Origin of the sequence: Pseudomonas sp. NPDC090203 (genome assembly GCF_044746765.1) — a bacterium.
Taxonomy (GTDB): domain Bacteria; phylum Pseudomonadota; class Gammaproteobacteria; order Pseudomonadales; family Pseudomonadaceae; genus Aquipseudomonas; species Aquipseudomonas putida_AD.
This window is the reverse complement of record NZ_JBIVCV010000010.1, coordinates 103,777-117,042: the sequence shown is the minus strand read 5'-3', so window position 1 is coordinate 117,042 and position 13,266 is coordinate 103,777. Positions and strand designations below refer to the sequence as shown.

Annotated in this window: 10 protein-coding genes; 2 read left to right on the top strand and 8 right to left on the bottom strand. The window is 61.9% G+C overall.

Going from position 1 to position 13,266, the window contains the following annotated elements; genetic code table 11:
• Nucleotides 1–43: 43 nt before the first annotated feature.
• The 5 genes from ACIPO9_RS18270 to ACIPO9_RS18250 form a co-directional block, all read right to left on the bottom strand.
• The gene (locus tag ACIPO9_RS18270; protein ID WP_400782611.1) at nt 44–2,500 is read right to left on the bottom strand and encodes a TonB-dependent siderophore receptor; all 2,457 of its coding nucleotides are present in this window, start codon (nt 2,498–2,500) and stop codon (nt 44–46) included.
• Nucleotides 2,501–2,717: 217 nt separating this feature from the next.
• A complete protein-coding gene (locus tag ACIPO9_RS18265; protein WP_274131551.1) occupies nt 2,718–3,707 on the bottom strand; it encodes a FecR family protein in 990 nt (329 codons plus the stop codon).
• A complete protein-coding gene (locus tag ACIPO9_RS18260; RefSeq protein ID WP_400782609.1) occupies nt 3,704–4,222 on the bottom strand; it encodes an RNA polymerase sigma factor in 519 nt (172 codons plus the stop codon). Before ACIPO9_RS18260 ends, ACIPO9_RS18265 begins: the two co-directional genes overlap by 4 nt.
• Nucleotides 4,223–4,458: 236 nt before the next feature.
• Nucleotides 4,459–5,178: a PolC-type DNA polymerase III gene (locus ACIPO9_RS18255; protein WP_400782607.1), complete on the bottom strand. Its 720-nt coding sequence runs from the start codon at nt 5,176–5,178 to the stop codon at nt 4,459–4,461.
• Nucleotides 5,175–7,124 (bottom strand): putative nucleotidyltransferase substrate binding domain-containing protein, encoded by a 1,950-nt coding sequence (locus ACIPO9_RS18250; protein WP_400782605.1) that lies wholly within the window; start codon nt 7,122–7,124, stop codon nt 5,175–5,177. The genes ACIPO9_RS18255 and ACIPO9_RS18250 overlap by 4 nt, the downstream gene beginning before the upstream one ends.
• 211 nt (nt 7,125–7,335) lie before the next feature.
• Here ACIPO9_RS18250 and ACIPO9_RS18245 point away from each other — a divergent pair, with 211 nt between their 5' ends.
• On the top strand, nt 7,336–7,782 hold the full coding sequence (locus tag ACIPO9_RS18245; protein ID WP_400782604.1) for a response regulator: 447 nt from the start codon (nt 7,336–7,338) through the stop codon (nt 7,780–7,782).
• Nucleotides 7,783–7,979: 197 nt separating this feature from the next.
• Here the strand turns inward: ACIPO9_RS18245 and ACIPO9_RS18240 are convergent, their stop codons facing one another.
• Nucleotides 7,980–10,157, bottom strand: a complete 2,178-nt coding sequence (locus ACIPO9_RS18240; RefSeq protein ID WP_400782601.1) for a malate synthase G — start codon at nt 10,155–10,157, stop codon at nt 7,980–7,982.
• Between the two features lie 474 nt (nt 10,158–10,631).
• Here ACIPO9_RS18240 and ACIPO9_RS18235 point away from each other — a divergent pair, with 474 nt between their 5' ends.
• The gene (locus ACIPO9_RS18235) at nt 10,632–11,150 is read left to right on the top strand and encodes a glycine cleavage system protein R (protein ID WP_400608642.1); all 519 of its coding nucleotides are present in this window, start codon (nt 10,632–10,634) and stop codon (nt 11,148–11,150) included.
• Between the two features lie 16 nt (nt 11,151–11,166).
• On the opposite strand, the gene rarD is transcribed toward ACIPO9_RS18235, so the two are convergent.
• Entirely contained in the window at nt 11,167–12,054 is an 888-nt protein-coding gene (gene rarD / locus ACIPO9_RS18230) for an EamA family transporter RarD (protein ID WP_274131542.1), read from the bottom strand.
• A gap of 49 nt (nt 12,055–12,103) precedes the next feature.
• Nucleotides 12,104–13,078: a serine/threonine protein kinase gene (locus ACIPO9_RS18225; RefSeq protein ID WP_274131541.1), complete on the bottom strand. Its 975-nt coding sequence runs from the start codon at nt 13,076–13,078 to the stop codon at nt 12,104–12,106.
• Nucleotides 13,079–13,266: the final 188 nt, after the last annotated feature.

Genomic DNA, 13,266 nt, shown 5'->3' with positions numbered 1-13,266 from the left:
TGTTGCGAGCGGCCCTTGTTTTCAGCACTGGGAGTTTAAACGATTACCATTTGTAGTTCACGCTGGCGAGCACGTTGCGGCGATCCCCGAAGTAGCAATAGAAGCCGTCGCAGGTGGACAGGTATTCCTTGTCGAACACGTTGTTGGCGTTGACCGCAACGGTGACGCCCTTGAGCGAGCTGTTCATGCGGCCCAAGTCGTAATGAACTGCTGCGTCATAGACGGTGTAGGCGGGGCTGTGTCCATCGTCCTTGTCACGCACGAAACCCAGGCTGCCAATCGCGACGTTGTCGGTCTCGCCGATGTAACGCGCGCCGAAGCCCAGGCCGAAGCCATCGAGCAGGCCGGTGTGGAAGGTGTAGTCAGCCCAGACCGAGGCTGCGTTTTCCGGCGTCAGCGGCAGCGGACGGTTTTTGTCCAGCGGGTCGGTGACCTTGGTCATCTTGCTGTTGGCGTAGGTGTACGACGCGGTGACTTTCAGCTCTTCGGTGACGTTGCCCACCGCTTCCAGCTCAAAGCCGCGAACCTTGGCTTCGCCCAACGGGCGTGAAGTGCCGAAGGTGTCACTGAGCACGATGTCGCGGCGGGTCAGCTCGTATGCGGCAGCGGAGAACAGCAGATTGGTGCCTGGCGGCTGGTATTTGATGCCTGCTTCATACTGCTTGCCGGTACCGGGCTTGAACGCGTTGCTCTGGCCGCTCTGAACGTCTGCAGCGCCGCCTTGCTCGGCCTGGAACGACTCGGCATAGGAAATGTACGGCGTGAAGCCGGAATCGAACACATAGCTCAGCGCGGCGTTGCCGGTGAAGGCGCTGTCGGTTCGCTCGTCGCGGTCGTCGGCCAGGTTGTAGAAGCGCGTCTTGGTCTTGAGCAGGTCCTGGCGGCCGCCCAGTGTCAGGCGCCATTGATCCAGCTCCATCTGGTCCTGGATGTAGGCACCGAAGTTGTCGGTCTTCTGGTTGTAGTTCTGGAACGCGAAATAGTTGACGTTGCTGAAGTCCAGACCGTACGGGTGGGTGATGATGTTGCCGTCGGGCGCCGAGCCGAACAGCCATTTGTAGTTGTGGTTGACGCGCTGATAGTCAGCACCCAGCAACAGTTTGTGCTTGATCACGCCGGTGTCGAAGTTGGCTTCGAAGTTGTTGTCGAACGCGAACTGGCTGATGTCCTCGTTGACCACGTTGGCGCCACGGGAAAGGGTCCCGTCGTCAGCAACGGCGAAGGCACTGCCGCCCGAAGTAATGGTCTGGAACGACAGGTCGCTCTTGGTGTAACGCAGGTTCTGGCGGAACTGCCAGACATCGTTGATTCGATGCTCGAAGGCGTAGCCCAGCGAGTAATAGGTCCTGTCGTAGAATTCCCAGTCCGGATCGCCCAGGTTCTCGTGAGCACCGACCTTGCCCGCCGGCGTGGACAGGCGAGTGCCCTGCAACGGCAGGAACTGGCTCGTTGCGCCCGTATCGTCACGGGTGAACATGCTGAGGAACGTCAGCTTGGTGTCCGGATCGATGTTCCAGGTCAGGCTGGGAGCGATGTTGTAGCGCTTGTCGTCGATGTGATCGACAGTGGTGCCGCTGTCACGGACCACGCCACTGACGCGGTATTCGAAATTGTCGGCGTCATCGATCTTGCCGGTGCTGTCGAAGCTGATCTGCTTGCGGTTGTAGCTGCCCACCTGGACCTGCACTTCGTGGCTGGCTTCAGCCTGCGGACGTCGGCTGACCATGTCCACCAAGCCGCCCGGTGGCGTCTGGCCGTAAACCGAGGAAGCAGGGCCGCGCAGTACGGCGACGCGCTCCAGGTCCCAGGTTTCCATCTTCGGCATCACGTAGGCGCCTTTGGGCAGCGGCAGGCCGTCGAGGAATTGCGTTGGCTCGAAGCCGCGGATCTTCAGCCATTCGGCGCGGCTGTCGCTGCCGTAGCTGCTGGCGACGACCCCGGGCATGTAACGAACGGCGTCGTCCAGGTTCTGTACTGCGCGATCCTGCATTTGCTCGCGGGTGGCCACGGAAATCGAGCGCGGTGCTTCGGCCAGCGCGGTGTCGGTCTTGGTGCCCGCTGCGGTACGACCTGCGGCATAACCCTCGGCCGGCCCCCACGCACTTTCAATGTTGTCCTGGCGCCCCTGAATGCTGGTCTCCGGCAGTGCCATCACACCTTCGGGCGCCGGAACCAGGCCGTATGTGCCTGCTGTGGTCTGGCTCAGTTGCAGCCCTGTGCCGCGCAGTGCCTGGGCCATTGCCCCCGGTGCGTCGAACTGCCCCTGAACCGGCGCCGACGTACGGCCAGCGGCCAGTGCCGGGTCCAGCGACAGCGCGATGCCAGCCTGGCTTGCGATCTGGGTCAGGGTGGTGGACAGCGGCGCCGCCGGCAGGTTGTAGGCGCGAACGCTGGAAGCCTGGGAGGCCGCCAGGACCTGCGAGCTGGCCAGCGGTGCGGCGAGTGCGACGGCGACGGCCAGCAGGCTCGGTCGCAGAAGGGTTTGAAGCGTGCGGGACATGGGCGGGCTCCTGAGTGGATAGTGTTCTCAATGCCTATGTGCCGGACGAGATTTGAAAAGTGATAGGGTCTAATCGAAAATAATTTAGATTTACAATTTAAGAATCTACCCACCATCCCGTAGCAGCACGGCTTGCCGGCGGGGGCGGTGTGTCAGGCAAAACATGTGTGGCTGATACACCGCCCCCGCCGGCAAGCCGTGCTGCTACAGGGGGGGCTTAAAGCTTGTGGGTTTGCTTCACGTCGCTGGCAATCACCGTGACCCACCAGTGGGTGCGCTGCTCGATGGCTACAGGCAGCGTCGGCATCAAAGCCTTGAGGGCGAGGTCAGTATCGTTGAGCGGGAAACTGCCGGTGATGCGCAAGTCGGCAACGTCCGAAGCGACCCCAAGATAGCCGGAGCGATAACGGCCAAGCTCCGCGATCACATCCTTGAGCGCCGCGTTGTCGACCACCAGCATCCCGCGGGTCCAGGCGTCGGCGCCGGGATCGAGAGCCAGCATCGGCCCCAGGCTGTGACGCTGGATCAGCATCTGCTGGCCTTCATGCAGGATCATTTCGTTGCCGGCCGCCTGCGGGTGGGCCGCCACCGCCGATTGCAACACGCTCAACAGCGTCCCGTCGTCCCTTCTCTTGACCAGAAATTTCGTACCCAATGCGCGCATCTGTCCTTCATCGGTTTCAACGATGAAAGGGCGCGGGTCGTCGTGGCTGCCGGTTTCGACGAAGATTTCGCCTTCCTGAAGGATGATCCGACGTTGTTTGTCATCGAATCGCACATCCAGCGCGCTGTGGGTATTAAGGCGGACCAGGGTGTTGTCCGACAGGCGAATGGTGCGTTGCTCGCCAGTGGCGGTGCGTTGGTCCGCCAGCCAGTAGCTGACGGGCAGGTAGCGTTCCCCCGCGAGCAGCGTCAGGCCTAGAGCCACGGCGAAACCGGCGACGCCGCGCCCGAGCTTGCGCATCTGCCGGCCCACGCCATCGCGCGAACGCAGCAACGCCGAACGGGCGGGGCCGGTGGTGCCCACGAAACGCTGGTCGACCATGCCCAACTGCAACCAGGCGCGTGCGTGCTCTTCGCTGGCGGCGTACCATTTGGCAAACTCTTCGCGGTCAGTGTCGCTGCCCTGGCCGCAATCCAGGCACAACTGCCAGGCGATGGCGGCATCCAGTACCTGCGATGAAACCGGGCGCGTGCTGATGCTCATGTCGGCTCGCCGTACAGCGCGATGTAGCACTGGCGCATGCCCTGGGCCAGGTACTGGCGCACGCGGGGCACGGACACGCCGATCTTCTCGGCGATTTCGCCGTGGCTCAGGCCGTCGAGACGGTTATAAAGGAAGGCTGCCCGTGCCTTGCTCGACAGTTTGCCGAGCATCCGGTCGATGGCCTTCAGGTCTTCGGTAATGAGTTGCTGTTCTTCGAGCGAAGGTTGTTCCGCCTCCGGGATCAGCATCAATTCGTTGAGGTAGGCCTGTTCCAGTGCGGCGCGGCGGAAATAGTCGAACAACAGACCCTTGGCCACCTGAACCAGAAACGCCCGGGGTTCGCGCGGCTCGGCCAGTTGATCCCGCCCCAGCAGGCGTACGAAGGTGTCCTGGCTCAAGTCCTCGGCGCGATGAGGACAGGCGACGTTGCGGCGTAGCCATGCGAGCAACCAGCTGCGATGGTCGCGATAGAGCGTTCCGACAAGCTGTTGCTGATGACTTTGAATGGACGACACGTACGCACCGAAGAGAACAAAGTAACTAACGAGAATTATTCGCGATTGTGTCAGAGCGTTCAAATGCTGGCAATTGGTCGTTACAGGAAGTAGCTGAACGGTTACTCAAGGAAATATTGGCCCCGTAGCAGCACGGCTTGCCGGCGGGGCGGTGTGTCAGTCAACCCATCATTGGCTGACACACCGCCCCCGCCGGCAAGCCGTGCTGCTACGAACAGCGGATTAATCGATGTGGCTCAGAACGAATGCGACTGCTGCCGGCGGCGCCATTTGCCCAAGGCTTGCTCCAGTTGCAGCGGGCTGTCCATGTCCTGGCGCCTGGCATGGCTGAACAGGATCAGCGCCAGTTCTGCGGTCACCAAGGCATCGGCGCTGGCGTTGTGGCGCTCGCCGGCGTGCAGGCCGAAGAATGCGGTCCAGTCATCCAGCCCCGCCTGCCGCAGGCAGGCTTGCGGGCAGAGCAGCGGGGCGATCTCGGCCACGTCGAGAAACGGGTGTTGCAGGCGATAACCCAGGCTTTCCTTCAAGGCACGCCCCAGCATGTGCTGATCGAACGGCGCATGAAACGCCAGCAGCGGGCTGTCCCCGACGAACTCCATGAAATCCAGCAAGGCCTCCACCGGCTCGCTGCCTGCGGCAATCGCGCTGGGGCCCAGGCCGTGGATCAGCACGCTGGGGCCGAGTTTGTGGTCGGGCCGTGAGAGGGTGCGTTCGAACTGCTGCCCCAGATCGATGGCGCCGTCCTCGATGACCACGGCGCCGATGGACAGCACCTGGTCGCGGTTCATGTTCAGGCCACTTGTTTCAAGGTCCAGCATCACCCAGCGTTGCTGGCGCAACGGATGCCCGCCCAAGGCGCTCGCGCGTGGCAACTGGCTCAGGCGCAGCAGTTGCTCGGCGGTGAGGTCCGCGCCCTTGGCGGGTCGGTTGGGCTTGAGCCATTGAAACAGGTTCATGATCGGGTCGCATAAAGTTGATAACGCAGGGTCAGGCTGGTTTGCAGACGCTGTGCCTGGCGGAACGATTCACGCAGGATCCGGCGGTCCAGGTGGTTGAGCACGTCCGGGTCGATGCGGTTGGAATAGGGCAGGTTCTGACGGCTCTGCTGCTGGTGCTGCTGCATGCGCGTCTGCTGAATGAAGTGATAGGCCTCCTCATAGGCTGCGCCGTCCTGCCGGTCGATGACTTCTTTGGCCACCAGTTGGCGCAACCGTTCAAGGGTGTTGTTGGCGGTCACGCCGTTGGCCAGCGCCAGCAGGCGGGCGCCATCGACAAAGGGCGTCAGGCCCTGGGTCTTGAGGTCCAGGGTGTCTTTCTCGCTGCCCTTGCGTGCCACCACGAAATCCTTGAAGCGCCCTACCGGCGGACGCTGGCGCAAGGCGTTGTCGGCCATCATGCGCTGGAAAAGCCGGTTGTCGGCGACCTGCGCCAGAATGCTATGGCGCAATTGTTCGCCACCGCTCTCGTCGCCCCAGACCACTCGCAGGTCGAAATAGATGCTCGACGACAGCAGGTTCTCCGGCGTCGCCTCACGAATGAACGCGCTGAAGCGCCGCGCCCACTCCAGGCGCGACAGGCACAGCTCAGGATTGCTGGCCATGATCCCGCCCTTGCACAGGGTAAAGCCGCATTGGGCCAGGCTCTGGTTGATGCGCTCGGCGATGGGCAGCAGCTTGCCGCGAATCTCGGCGGCTTCGGCAGCATCCTTGGCTTCGAACAGGATGCCGTTGTCCTGATCGGTGTGCAGCGTCTGTTCGCGGCGGCCTTCGCTGCCGAAGCACAGCCAGCTGAACGGGATGCCGGGGTCGCCTTTCTCTTGCAGCGTCAGCTCGATCACCCGGCAAACCATGTGGTCGTTGAGCAGGGTGATGATGTGGGTGATCTGCGTCGATGAGGCGCCGTGGGCAAGCATGCGGTCCACCAGTTGCACGATGTCGCCGCGCAGGTTGCTCAGGGATTCGATGCGCGGCGCGTTGCGGATGGTCCGGGCCAGGTGCACCAGATCCACCCGTTGCAGGGAAAACAGGTCGCGCTCGGACACCACGCCGCACAGGCGCTGATCCTCGACCAGGCAGACGTGGGCGATGTGCCGCTCAGTCATGGCGATCGCTGCATCGAACGCGCTGGCGTCGGGGCTCAGGTAAAACGGCGCCTGGATCATGCTGCGTTCGATGGGCTGGCCGAAGTCGGCGTTGACGTCCGCCACCACCTGGCGCAGGTCGCGCAGGGTGAAGATGCCCAGCGGCGCCTTCGCCTCATCGACGATCACGATGCTGCCGACCTGTTGCTCGTCCATCTGCCGCACGGCCTCGCGCAGCGGGGTCTGGGGCGAGCAGGTCACGGGGTGACGCATGGCCAGTTCGCCCAGTCGCGTATTCAACGAATATTGCGTGCCGAGTGTCAGCGCAGCCTTCTGCTTGACCTGTTGGTTCACCTGTTCCAGCAGGCTGCTGACGCCGCGCAGGGCGAAATCGCGAAAGGTGCTGGAGAGGGCGAACAGCTTGATGAACGCCTGCTTGTTCAGTTGCAGGCAAAAGGTGTCTTCGGCCGCCAGATGCTCGGTGCGGGTGGCGCGTTCGCCCAGCAGTGCGGCAAGGGGGAAACACTCGCCGGTGGTGATTTCAAAGGTGGTTTCGGTGCCGCCCTTGGCCGTATGCGGGCGTTCGCCCACGACGCGGCCCTGTTTGACGATATAAAAGTGCTCTACTGGCCCATCGCCAGGCCTGATGATGCTCTCATGCGTAGCGTAGAAACGTAGCTGGCACTGTTCAACCAGATAGGCCAGATGGGCGTTCTCCATCTGATTGAATGGCGGGAATTTTTGCAGAAATTGCATCGTGCCGTGAATGTTCTGCAACACGGCTGTCTTGCCTGCCTGGGTAAAAGCGTCGGCTTTGCTCATGACCGGTACCACTTGTTTTTATAGCGCCATGGTCGACCGCTTATCGGGCAGTGCCCATTGGACGTAAGTCTTAGGTGATGGAAAGTCGTTGGAGTGCTTCGCTTAACCTCGACGAAGGCCGTCCTGGCCTGGCATGACGCCGACGTAGTGTGCAGCGCACGCATTGTGTTTGCGCTGTCGGAATGAGAGTCGACAGGAAGATGAGACGGGTATGTTCGATCACGACATTTTGAGTGATGAAGAGCGCGATGCCCTCAATGAGGTCATGCTGGCGCCGCAGTCGCAATCACCACAACGGGTGCTGATCGTCGACGATGACAAGGATGCGCGGGAAATACTGGCCGAAATCCTCAGTCTCAACGACATCAGCTGCATCACCGCAGCCGGCGGCACCAGCGCGATGCATCTGCTGGAAACCCGACCGTCAATTGCCTTGCTGATCACCGATCTGCGCATGGCGCCGTGCGACGGGCTGGACCTGATTCGCCGGGTGCGCGACTCCGATCGCGCAGCGCTGCCGATCATCATCGTCTCAGGCGACGCCCATGTGCGCGATGCCATCGATGCGATGCACCTGAGCGTGCTGGATTTCCTGCTCAAGCCGATCAATACCAAGCAGTTGGTGTGCCTGGTGAAGCGGGAACTGGGGATGAGTTGAATAGGCTTGTTCTTCTCCCGTAGCAGCACGGCTTGCCGGCGGGGGCGGTGTGTCAGCCGATGATGAGTTTCCTGACACACCGCTCCCGCCGGCAAGCCGTGCTGCTACGGGAACGTGCAAATCCACAGAAACGGTGGATGCAAAAAAAGGCGGTGTGTCCCGGGACACACCGCCATTTTTTTGTTTTCCCGGCCGATTTACAGGCCGTTCTTCGCCTTGAACTCACGACGGCGGCGGTGCAGCACCGGCTCCGTGTAGCCGTTTGGCTGTTTGGTGCCTTCGATCACCAGTTCGACCGCCGCCTGGAAGGCGATGTTGCTGTCGAAGTCCGGCGCCAGCGGGCGATACAGCGAGTCGCTGGCGTTCTGGCGGTCCACCACCGGCGCCATGCGCTTGAGGCTTTCCATCACTTGCTGCTCGTTGACCACGCCGTGACGCAGCCAGTTGGCGATGTGCTGGCTGGAAATACGCAGCGTGGCGCGGTCTTCCATCAGGCCGACATCGTTGATGTCCGGCACTTTCGAGCAACCCACGCCCTGGTCGATCCAGCGCACCACGTAACCGAGGATGCCCTGGGAATTGTTGTCCAGTTCGTTCTGGATCTCTTCAGGCGTCCAGTTGGTGTTCGGCGCCAGCGGGATGGTCAGGATGTCATCGACCGAAGCCGGCGCACGCTGGGCCAATTCGGCCTGGCGGGCAAACACGTCGACCTTGTGGTAATGCAGGGCGTGCAGTGCGGCTGCGGTCGGCGACGGCACCCAGGCGGTGTTGGCCCCGGCCAGCGGGTGGGCGATCTTCTGTTCCAGCATCGCGGCCATCAGGTCCGGCATGGCCCACATGCCTTTGCCGATCTGCGCACGACCTTGCAGGCCGCACTTGAGACCGATATCGACGTTGGAGTTTTCGTAGGCGCCGATCCACTTCTCGGCTTTCATCTGCGCCTTGCGTACCACGGGACCGGCTTCCATGGAGGTGTGGATTTCATCGCCGGTGCGGTCCAGGAAACCGGTGTTGATGAACACCACGCGCTCGCTGGCCGCCTTGATACAGGCCTTGAGGTTGACCGTGGTGCGGCGTTCCTCGTCCATGATCCCGACTTTCAGCGTGTTGCGCGGCAGGCTCAGCACGTCTTCGATGCGACCGAACAGCTCGTTGGTGAACGCCGCTTCTTCCGGGCCGTGCATCTTCGGCTTGACGATGTACAGCGAAGCCTTGCGGCTGTTGGCGCGCGAGGTATTGCCCTTGAGGTTGTGGATCGCCGCCAGGCTGGTCAGCAGGCCGTCGAGAATGCCTTCCGGCACTTCATTGCCCTGATTGTCGAGGATCGCGTCGATGGTCATCAGGTGACCGACGTTGCGCACGAACAGCAGCGAACGGCCGTGCAGCGTCACCGCTTCGCCTTTTGGCGAGGTGTATACGCGGTCCGGGTTCATGGTGCGGGTGAAGCTCGCGCCGCCCTTGGAGACTTCCTCGGACAGGTCGCCCTTCATCAGGCCCAGCCAGTTGCGGTAGACCACCACCTTGTCGTCGGCGTCTACGGCGGCGATGGAGTCTTCGCAGTCCATGATGGTGGTCAGCGCAGCTTCCATCAGCACGTCTTTCACACCCGCGGCGTCGGTCTGGCCGACGGGGCTTGTGGCGTCGATCTGAATCTCGAAGTGCAGGCCGTTGTGCTTGAGCAGGATGGCAGTCGGCGCCGAAGCGTCGCCCTGAAAACCGATCAGCTGTGCGTCGTCACGCAGGCCGGTGTTGCTGCCGCCTTTCAAGCCGACGATCAGCACGCCATCGACGATCTTGTAGCTGGTGGAATCGACGTGGGAGCCAGCAGCCAGTGGCGCGGCGTCGTCGAGGAAGGCGCGGGCGAAGGCGATGACCTTGTCACCGCGAACCTTGTTGTAGCCTTTGTCTTTTTCGGCGCCGCCTTCTTCGCTGATGGCATCGGTGCCGTACAGCGCGTCGTACAGCGAACCCCAGCGGGCGTTAGACGCGTTGAGGGCGAAACGGGCGTTCATCACCGGCACGACCAGTTGCGGGCCGGCCATGGTGGCGATTTCTTCATCGACGTTTTGCGTCGTCACGTGGAAGTCCGCTGCTTCTGGCAGCAGATAACCGATTTCCTGCAGGAAAGCCTTGTATGCCGAGGCGTCGTGGGCCTTGCCGGCATTGGACTGGTGCCAGGCGTCGATACGCGCCTGCAAGTCATCACGTTTGGCGAGCAGGGCTTTGTTCTTCGGTGCCAGCTCGTGGATGAGCTTGTCGGCACCGGCCCAGAAGGCCTCGGCTTGAATGCCGGTTCCGGGAATGGCTTCGTTGTTCACGAAATCCAGCAGGACTTTGGCGACCTTAAGGCCACCGACTTGAACGTGTTCAGTCATTGCTTGCCTCACTCTGCTCAGCTATCTGCGCCTCGATCACGGGCACAATCTTGTTAAAGCCATCGACATCGCCACTCGCCCTTGCCAGAACATGCCATCGCTGGCGGCTGGGCCGGGGCTGCAATCCCTGAACACGAAGCGACGTGCACAGCAGGTTTCAATGAATGGCGATGCTGGGTCAGGCATCGTTACAACGTTTATGTAGTGAACGCGGCGGAATACTACATGATGAGTTGCGGTGTGAGAATCAGACTAAATATGTCACCAATCGACTGGATTTTCACAAATGGTCACACCACGGTTACGGATGTTCTCAAAAAGTTCATGAATTGTTCCAGAGAATTCTGAAAATGGTACACAAAATGTTTCCGCAGGAAGCAGTCAGGCGACGTCGGGGAGCTTGCCTATACTTGCCCGACAGCCGCGCAGGCACGCCTTGCAGCCTGCGGACATGCACAAGAAGAGGATTCGACCGTGGACCATCTCATCGTCACTGTATTTGCCCCTGACAAACCGGGGCAGGTCGAACAGATCGCGGCAACCATTGCAAATCACGGTGGCAATTGGCTGGAAAGCCGCATGACTCACATGGCCGGGCAGTTCGCCGGGATTCTGCGCGTGGGCGTACCCGCCGAGGCCCATGAACAACTGCGTGATGCGCTGGAGGGGTTGTCGAAGCACGGCATTCGCGTGCAATTCGCGGAAATCGGCATCGAGACGTCGTGCAGCTGGAAGCCGATCAGCATGGAACTGGTGGGCAATGACCGGCCAGGGATCGTGCGGGATGTCACGCGCCTGTTGACCGAGCAGGGGGTGAACGTCGAGCAGTTGGTGACCAACGTCGAGCCTGCGCCGATGAGCAGCGAGCCGCTGTTCCGGGCCAATGCCACGCTGGGACTACCGCTGACGTTATCGCTGGATGTGTTGCAGAAGCGCCTGGAAACCCTGGCCGATGACTTGATGGTGGAGTTGAAGTTGCGGGCCGACGAGTGATCGCCGGCCCGGGGTTTCATGCACGGCGGCGGGTGGTCAGCCAGGCATCGACGCTGTAGATGATCAGGCCCGCCCAGATGAAACCGAAAGTCACCTTGGTTGCGGCCGGCATGTGTTCGCCGAACATCAGCACCGCCAGTGACAGCACAAGCGTCGGCGCGATGTACTGCAAGAAACCCAGCGTCGCATAAGGCAGGTGCCGTGCAGCCGCGTTGAAACACACCAGTGGCACCAGGGTGACCGGGCCGGCAGCCGCCAGCCACAGTGCTTCGGTGGTGCTCCAGAACTCGGGCTGCGCGCTGTGGGCCATGGGATTGAACAGCAACCAGCCAATGGCCAGTGGCACCAGAATCCAGGTTTCCACCACCAGCCCCGGCAACGCCGCCACCGGCGCCTTTTTGCGGATCAGTCCGTAGAAGCCGAAGCTGAAGGCCAGTGCCAGCGAAATCCAAGGCAGGCTGCCGACCTGCCAGACCTGTTGCGCCACGCCCACCAACGCCAGTATCACCGCCGCCCATTGCAGCGGCCGCAGTCGTTCGCGCAGCAGGACCATACCCAGCATCACGTTGATCAGCGGGTTGATGAAGTAACCCAGGCTGGCCTCGACCATGTGATTATTGTTCACCGCCCAGACATAGATCAGCCAGTTGGCGGCGATCAATGAACCGCTGCCGGCCAGGATCGCCAGCCGTTGCGGGTTGTCCCGCAGCTCGCGCCACCAGCCGGGGTGTTTCCACACCAGCAGCAGAAGCGAGCCGGAAATCGCCGACCAGATGGCCCGGTTGACGATGATTTCCAGCGCCGGTACGGAAGAAAGCAGCTTGAAGTAGATCGGGAACAATCCCCAGATGATGTAGGCAGTCAGGCCCAGAATGTACCCGCGACGCGGGTTGGCAGCTTGCATGGGTGGTCCTTCGGCAAGCCGTGCTGCTACGGACCGCATCAATGCGGGGTCAAAACAGCTTCAAGGGCTCCTCGTTCAGCGCTGCCAGTTGCTCGCGCAGCGCCAGTACCTGGTCGCCCCAATACCGTTCGGTGCCGAACCAGGAAAAACTGTGCGGGAACGCCGGGTCGTCCCAGCGGCGCGCCAGCCAGGCGCTGTAATGCATCAGGCGCAGCGCCCGCAGTGGCTCGATCAACGCCAGCTCGCGCGGATTGAAATCGTGGAATTCGTTATAGCCATCCATCAATTCCGACAACTGACTCAGGCAATCCTGACGATCGCCAGCGAGCATCATCCAGATGTCCTGCACCGCCGGGCCCATGCGGCAGTCGTCCAGGTCGACGATATGAAAGATCTCGTCGCGGGTCATCATGTTGCCGGGATGGCAGTCGCCGTGCATGCGGATGTTCTGATGCGGGGTGTTGGCGTAGGCATCTTCCACACGTTTGAGCAGATCCTTGGCTACCGATTCGTAGGCCGGGAGCAGGCTGCGGGGAATGACGTCGTTTTCCAGCAAATAGTTGAGCGAATTGTGCCCAAAGTTCTGCACGCCCAGCGCTTCGCGGTGCTCGAACGGGCGGGTGGCGCCCACGGCGTGCATGCGGCCGAGCAACTGGCCCAGGCGATACAACTGGTCGAGATTGCCCGGCTCTGGCGCTCGCCCGCCGCGCCGGGGGAACAGGGTGAAGCGAAAGCCCTGGTGCTCGAAGAGGGTCTGGCCGTTGTGTTCGAGGGGCGCGACGACAGGGATTTCCACCTCGGCAAGCTCGGCGGTGAAGCTGTGTTCTTCAAGGATGGCTTCGTTGGTCCAGCGCTCGGGGCGGTAGAACTTGGCGATCAGCGGCTGGCCGTCGTCGATGCCGACCTGATAGACGCGGTTCTCGTAGCTGTTGAGCGCCAGAATGCGCGCGTCGCTGATGAAACCGATGCTTTCGACAGCGTCCAGCACCAGGTCAGGGGTGAGTGTTGCAAACGGGTGGGCCATGCTTACTCCTGCGCGCAGCAGGCTGCCGCGTCGGGCCAGTCATGGTAACTCAGGCGGGGAATGGCTGACACACATCTGATGGTCAGCCTTGCAGTTGTAGGAGCGCGCTTGCCCGCGAATGCGTCGTGTCAGCCAACCCATGCGGCACAGGCTGATAGCTGTCGCGGGCAAGCGCGCTCCTACAGGGG

Bases quoted from the DNA above. Each gene is read 5' to 3' on its own strand.
- ACIPO9_RS18270 (WP_400782611.1), bottom strand. From the start codon at position 2,500: ATGTCCCGCACGCTTCAAACCCTTCTGCGACCGAGCCTGCTGGCCGTC.
- ACIPO9_RS18265 (WP_274131551.1), bottom strand. From the start codon at position 3,707: ATGAGCATCAGCACGCGCCCGGTTTCATCGCAGGTACTGGATGCCGCC.
- ACIPO9_RS18255 (WP_400782607.1), bottom strand. From the start codon at position 5,178: ATGAACCTGTTTCAATGGCTCAAGCCCAACCGACCCGCCAAGGGCGCG.
- ACIPO9_RS18250 (WP_400782605.1), bottom strand. From the start codon at position 7,124: ATGAGCAAAGCCGACGCTTTTACCCAGGCAGGCAAGACAGCCGTGTTG.
- ACIPO9_RS18245 (WP_400782604.1), top strand. From the start codon at position 7,336: ATGTTCGATCACGACATTTTGAGTGATGAAGAGCGCGATGCCCTCAAT.
- ACIPO9_RS18240 (WP_400782601.1), bottom strand. From the start codon at position 10,157: ATGACTGAACACGTTCAAGTCGGTGGCCTTAAGGTCGCCAAAGTCCTG.
- rarD (WP_274131542.1), bottom strand. From the start codon at position 12,054: ATGCAAGCTGCCAACCCGCGTCGCGGGTACATTCTGGGCCTGACTGCC.
- ACIPO9_RS18225 (WP_274131541.1), bottom strand. From the start codon at position 13,078: ATGGCCCACCCGTTTGCAACACTCACCCCTGACCTGGTGCTGGACGCT.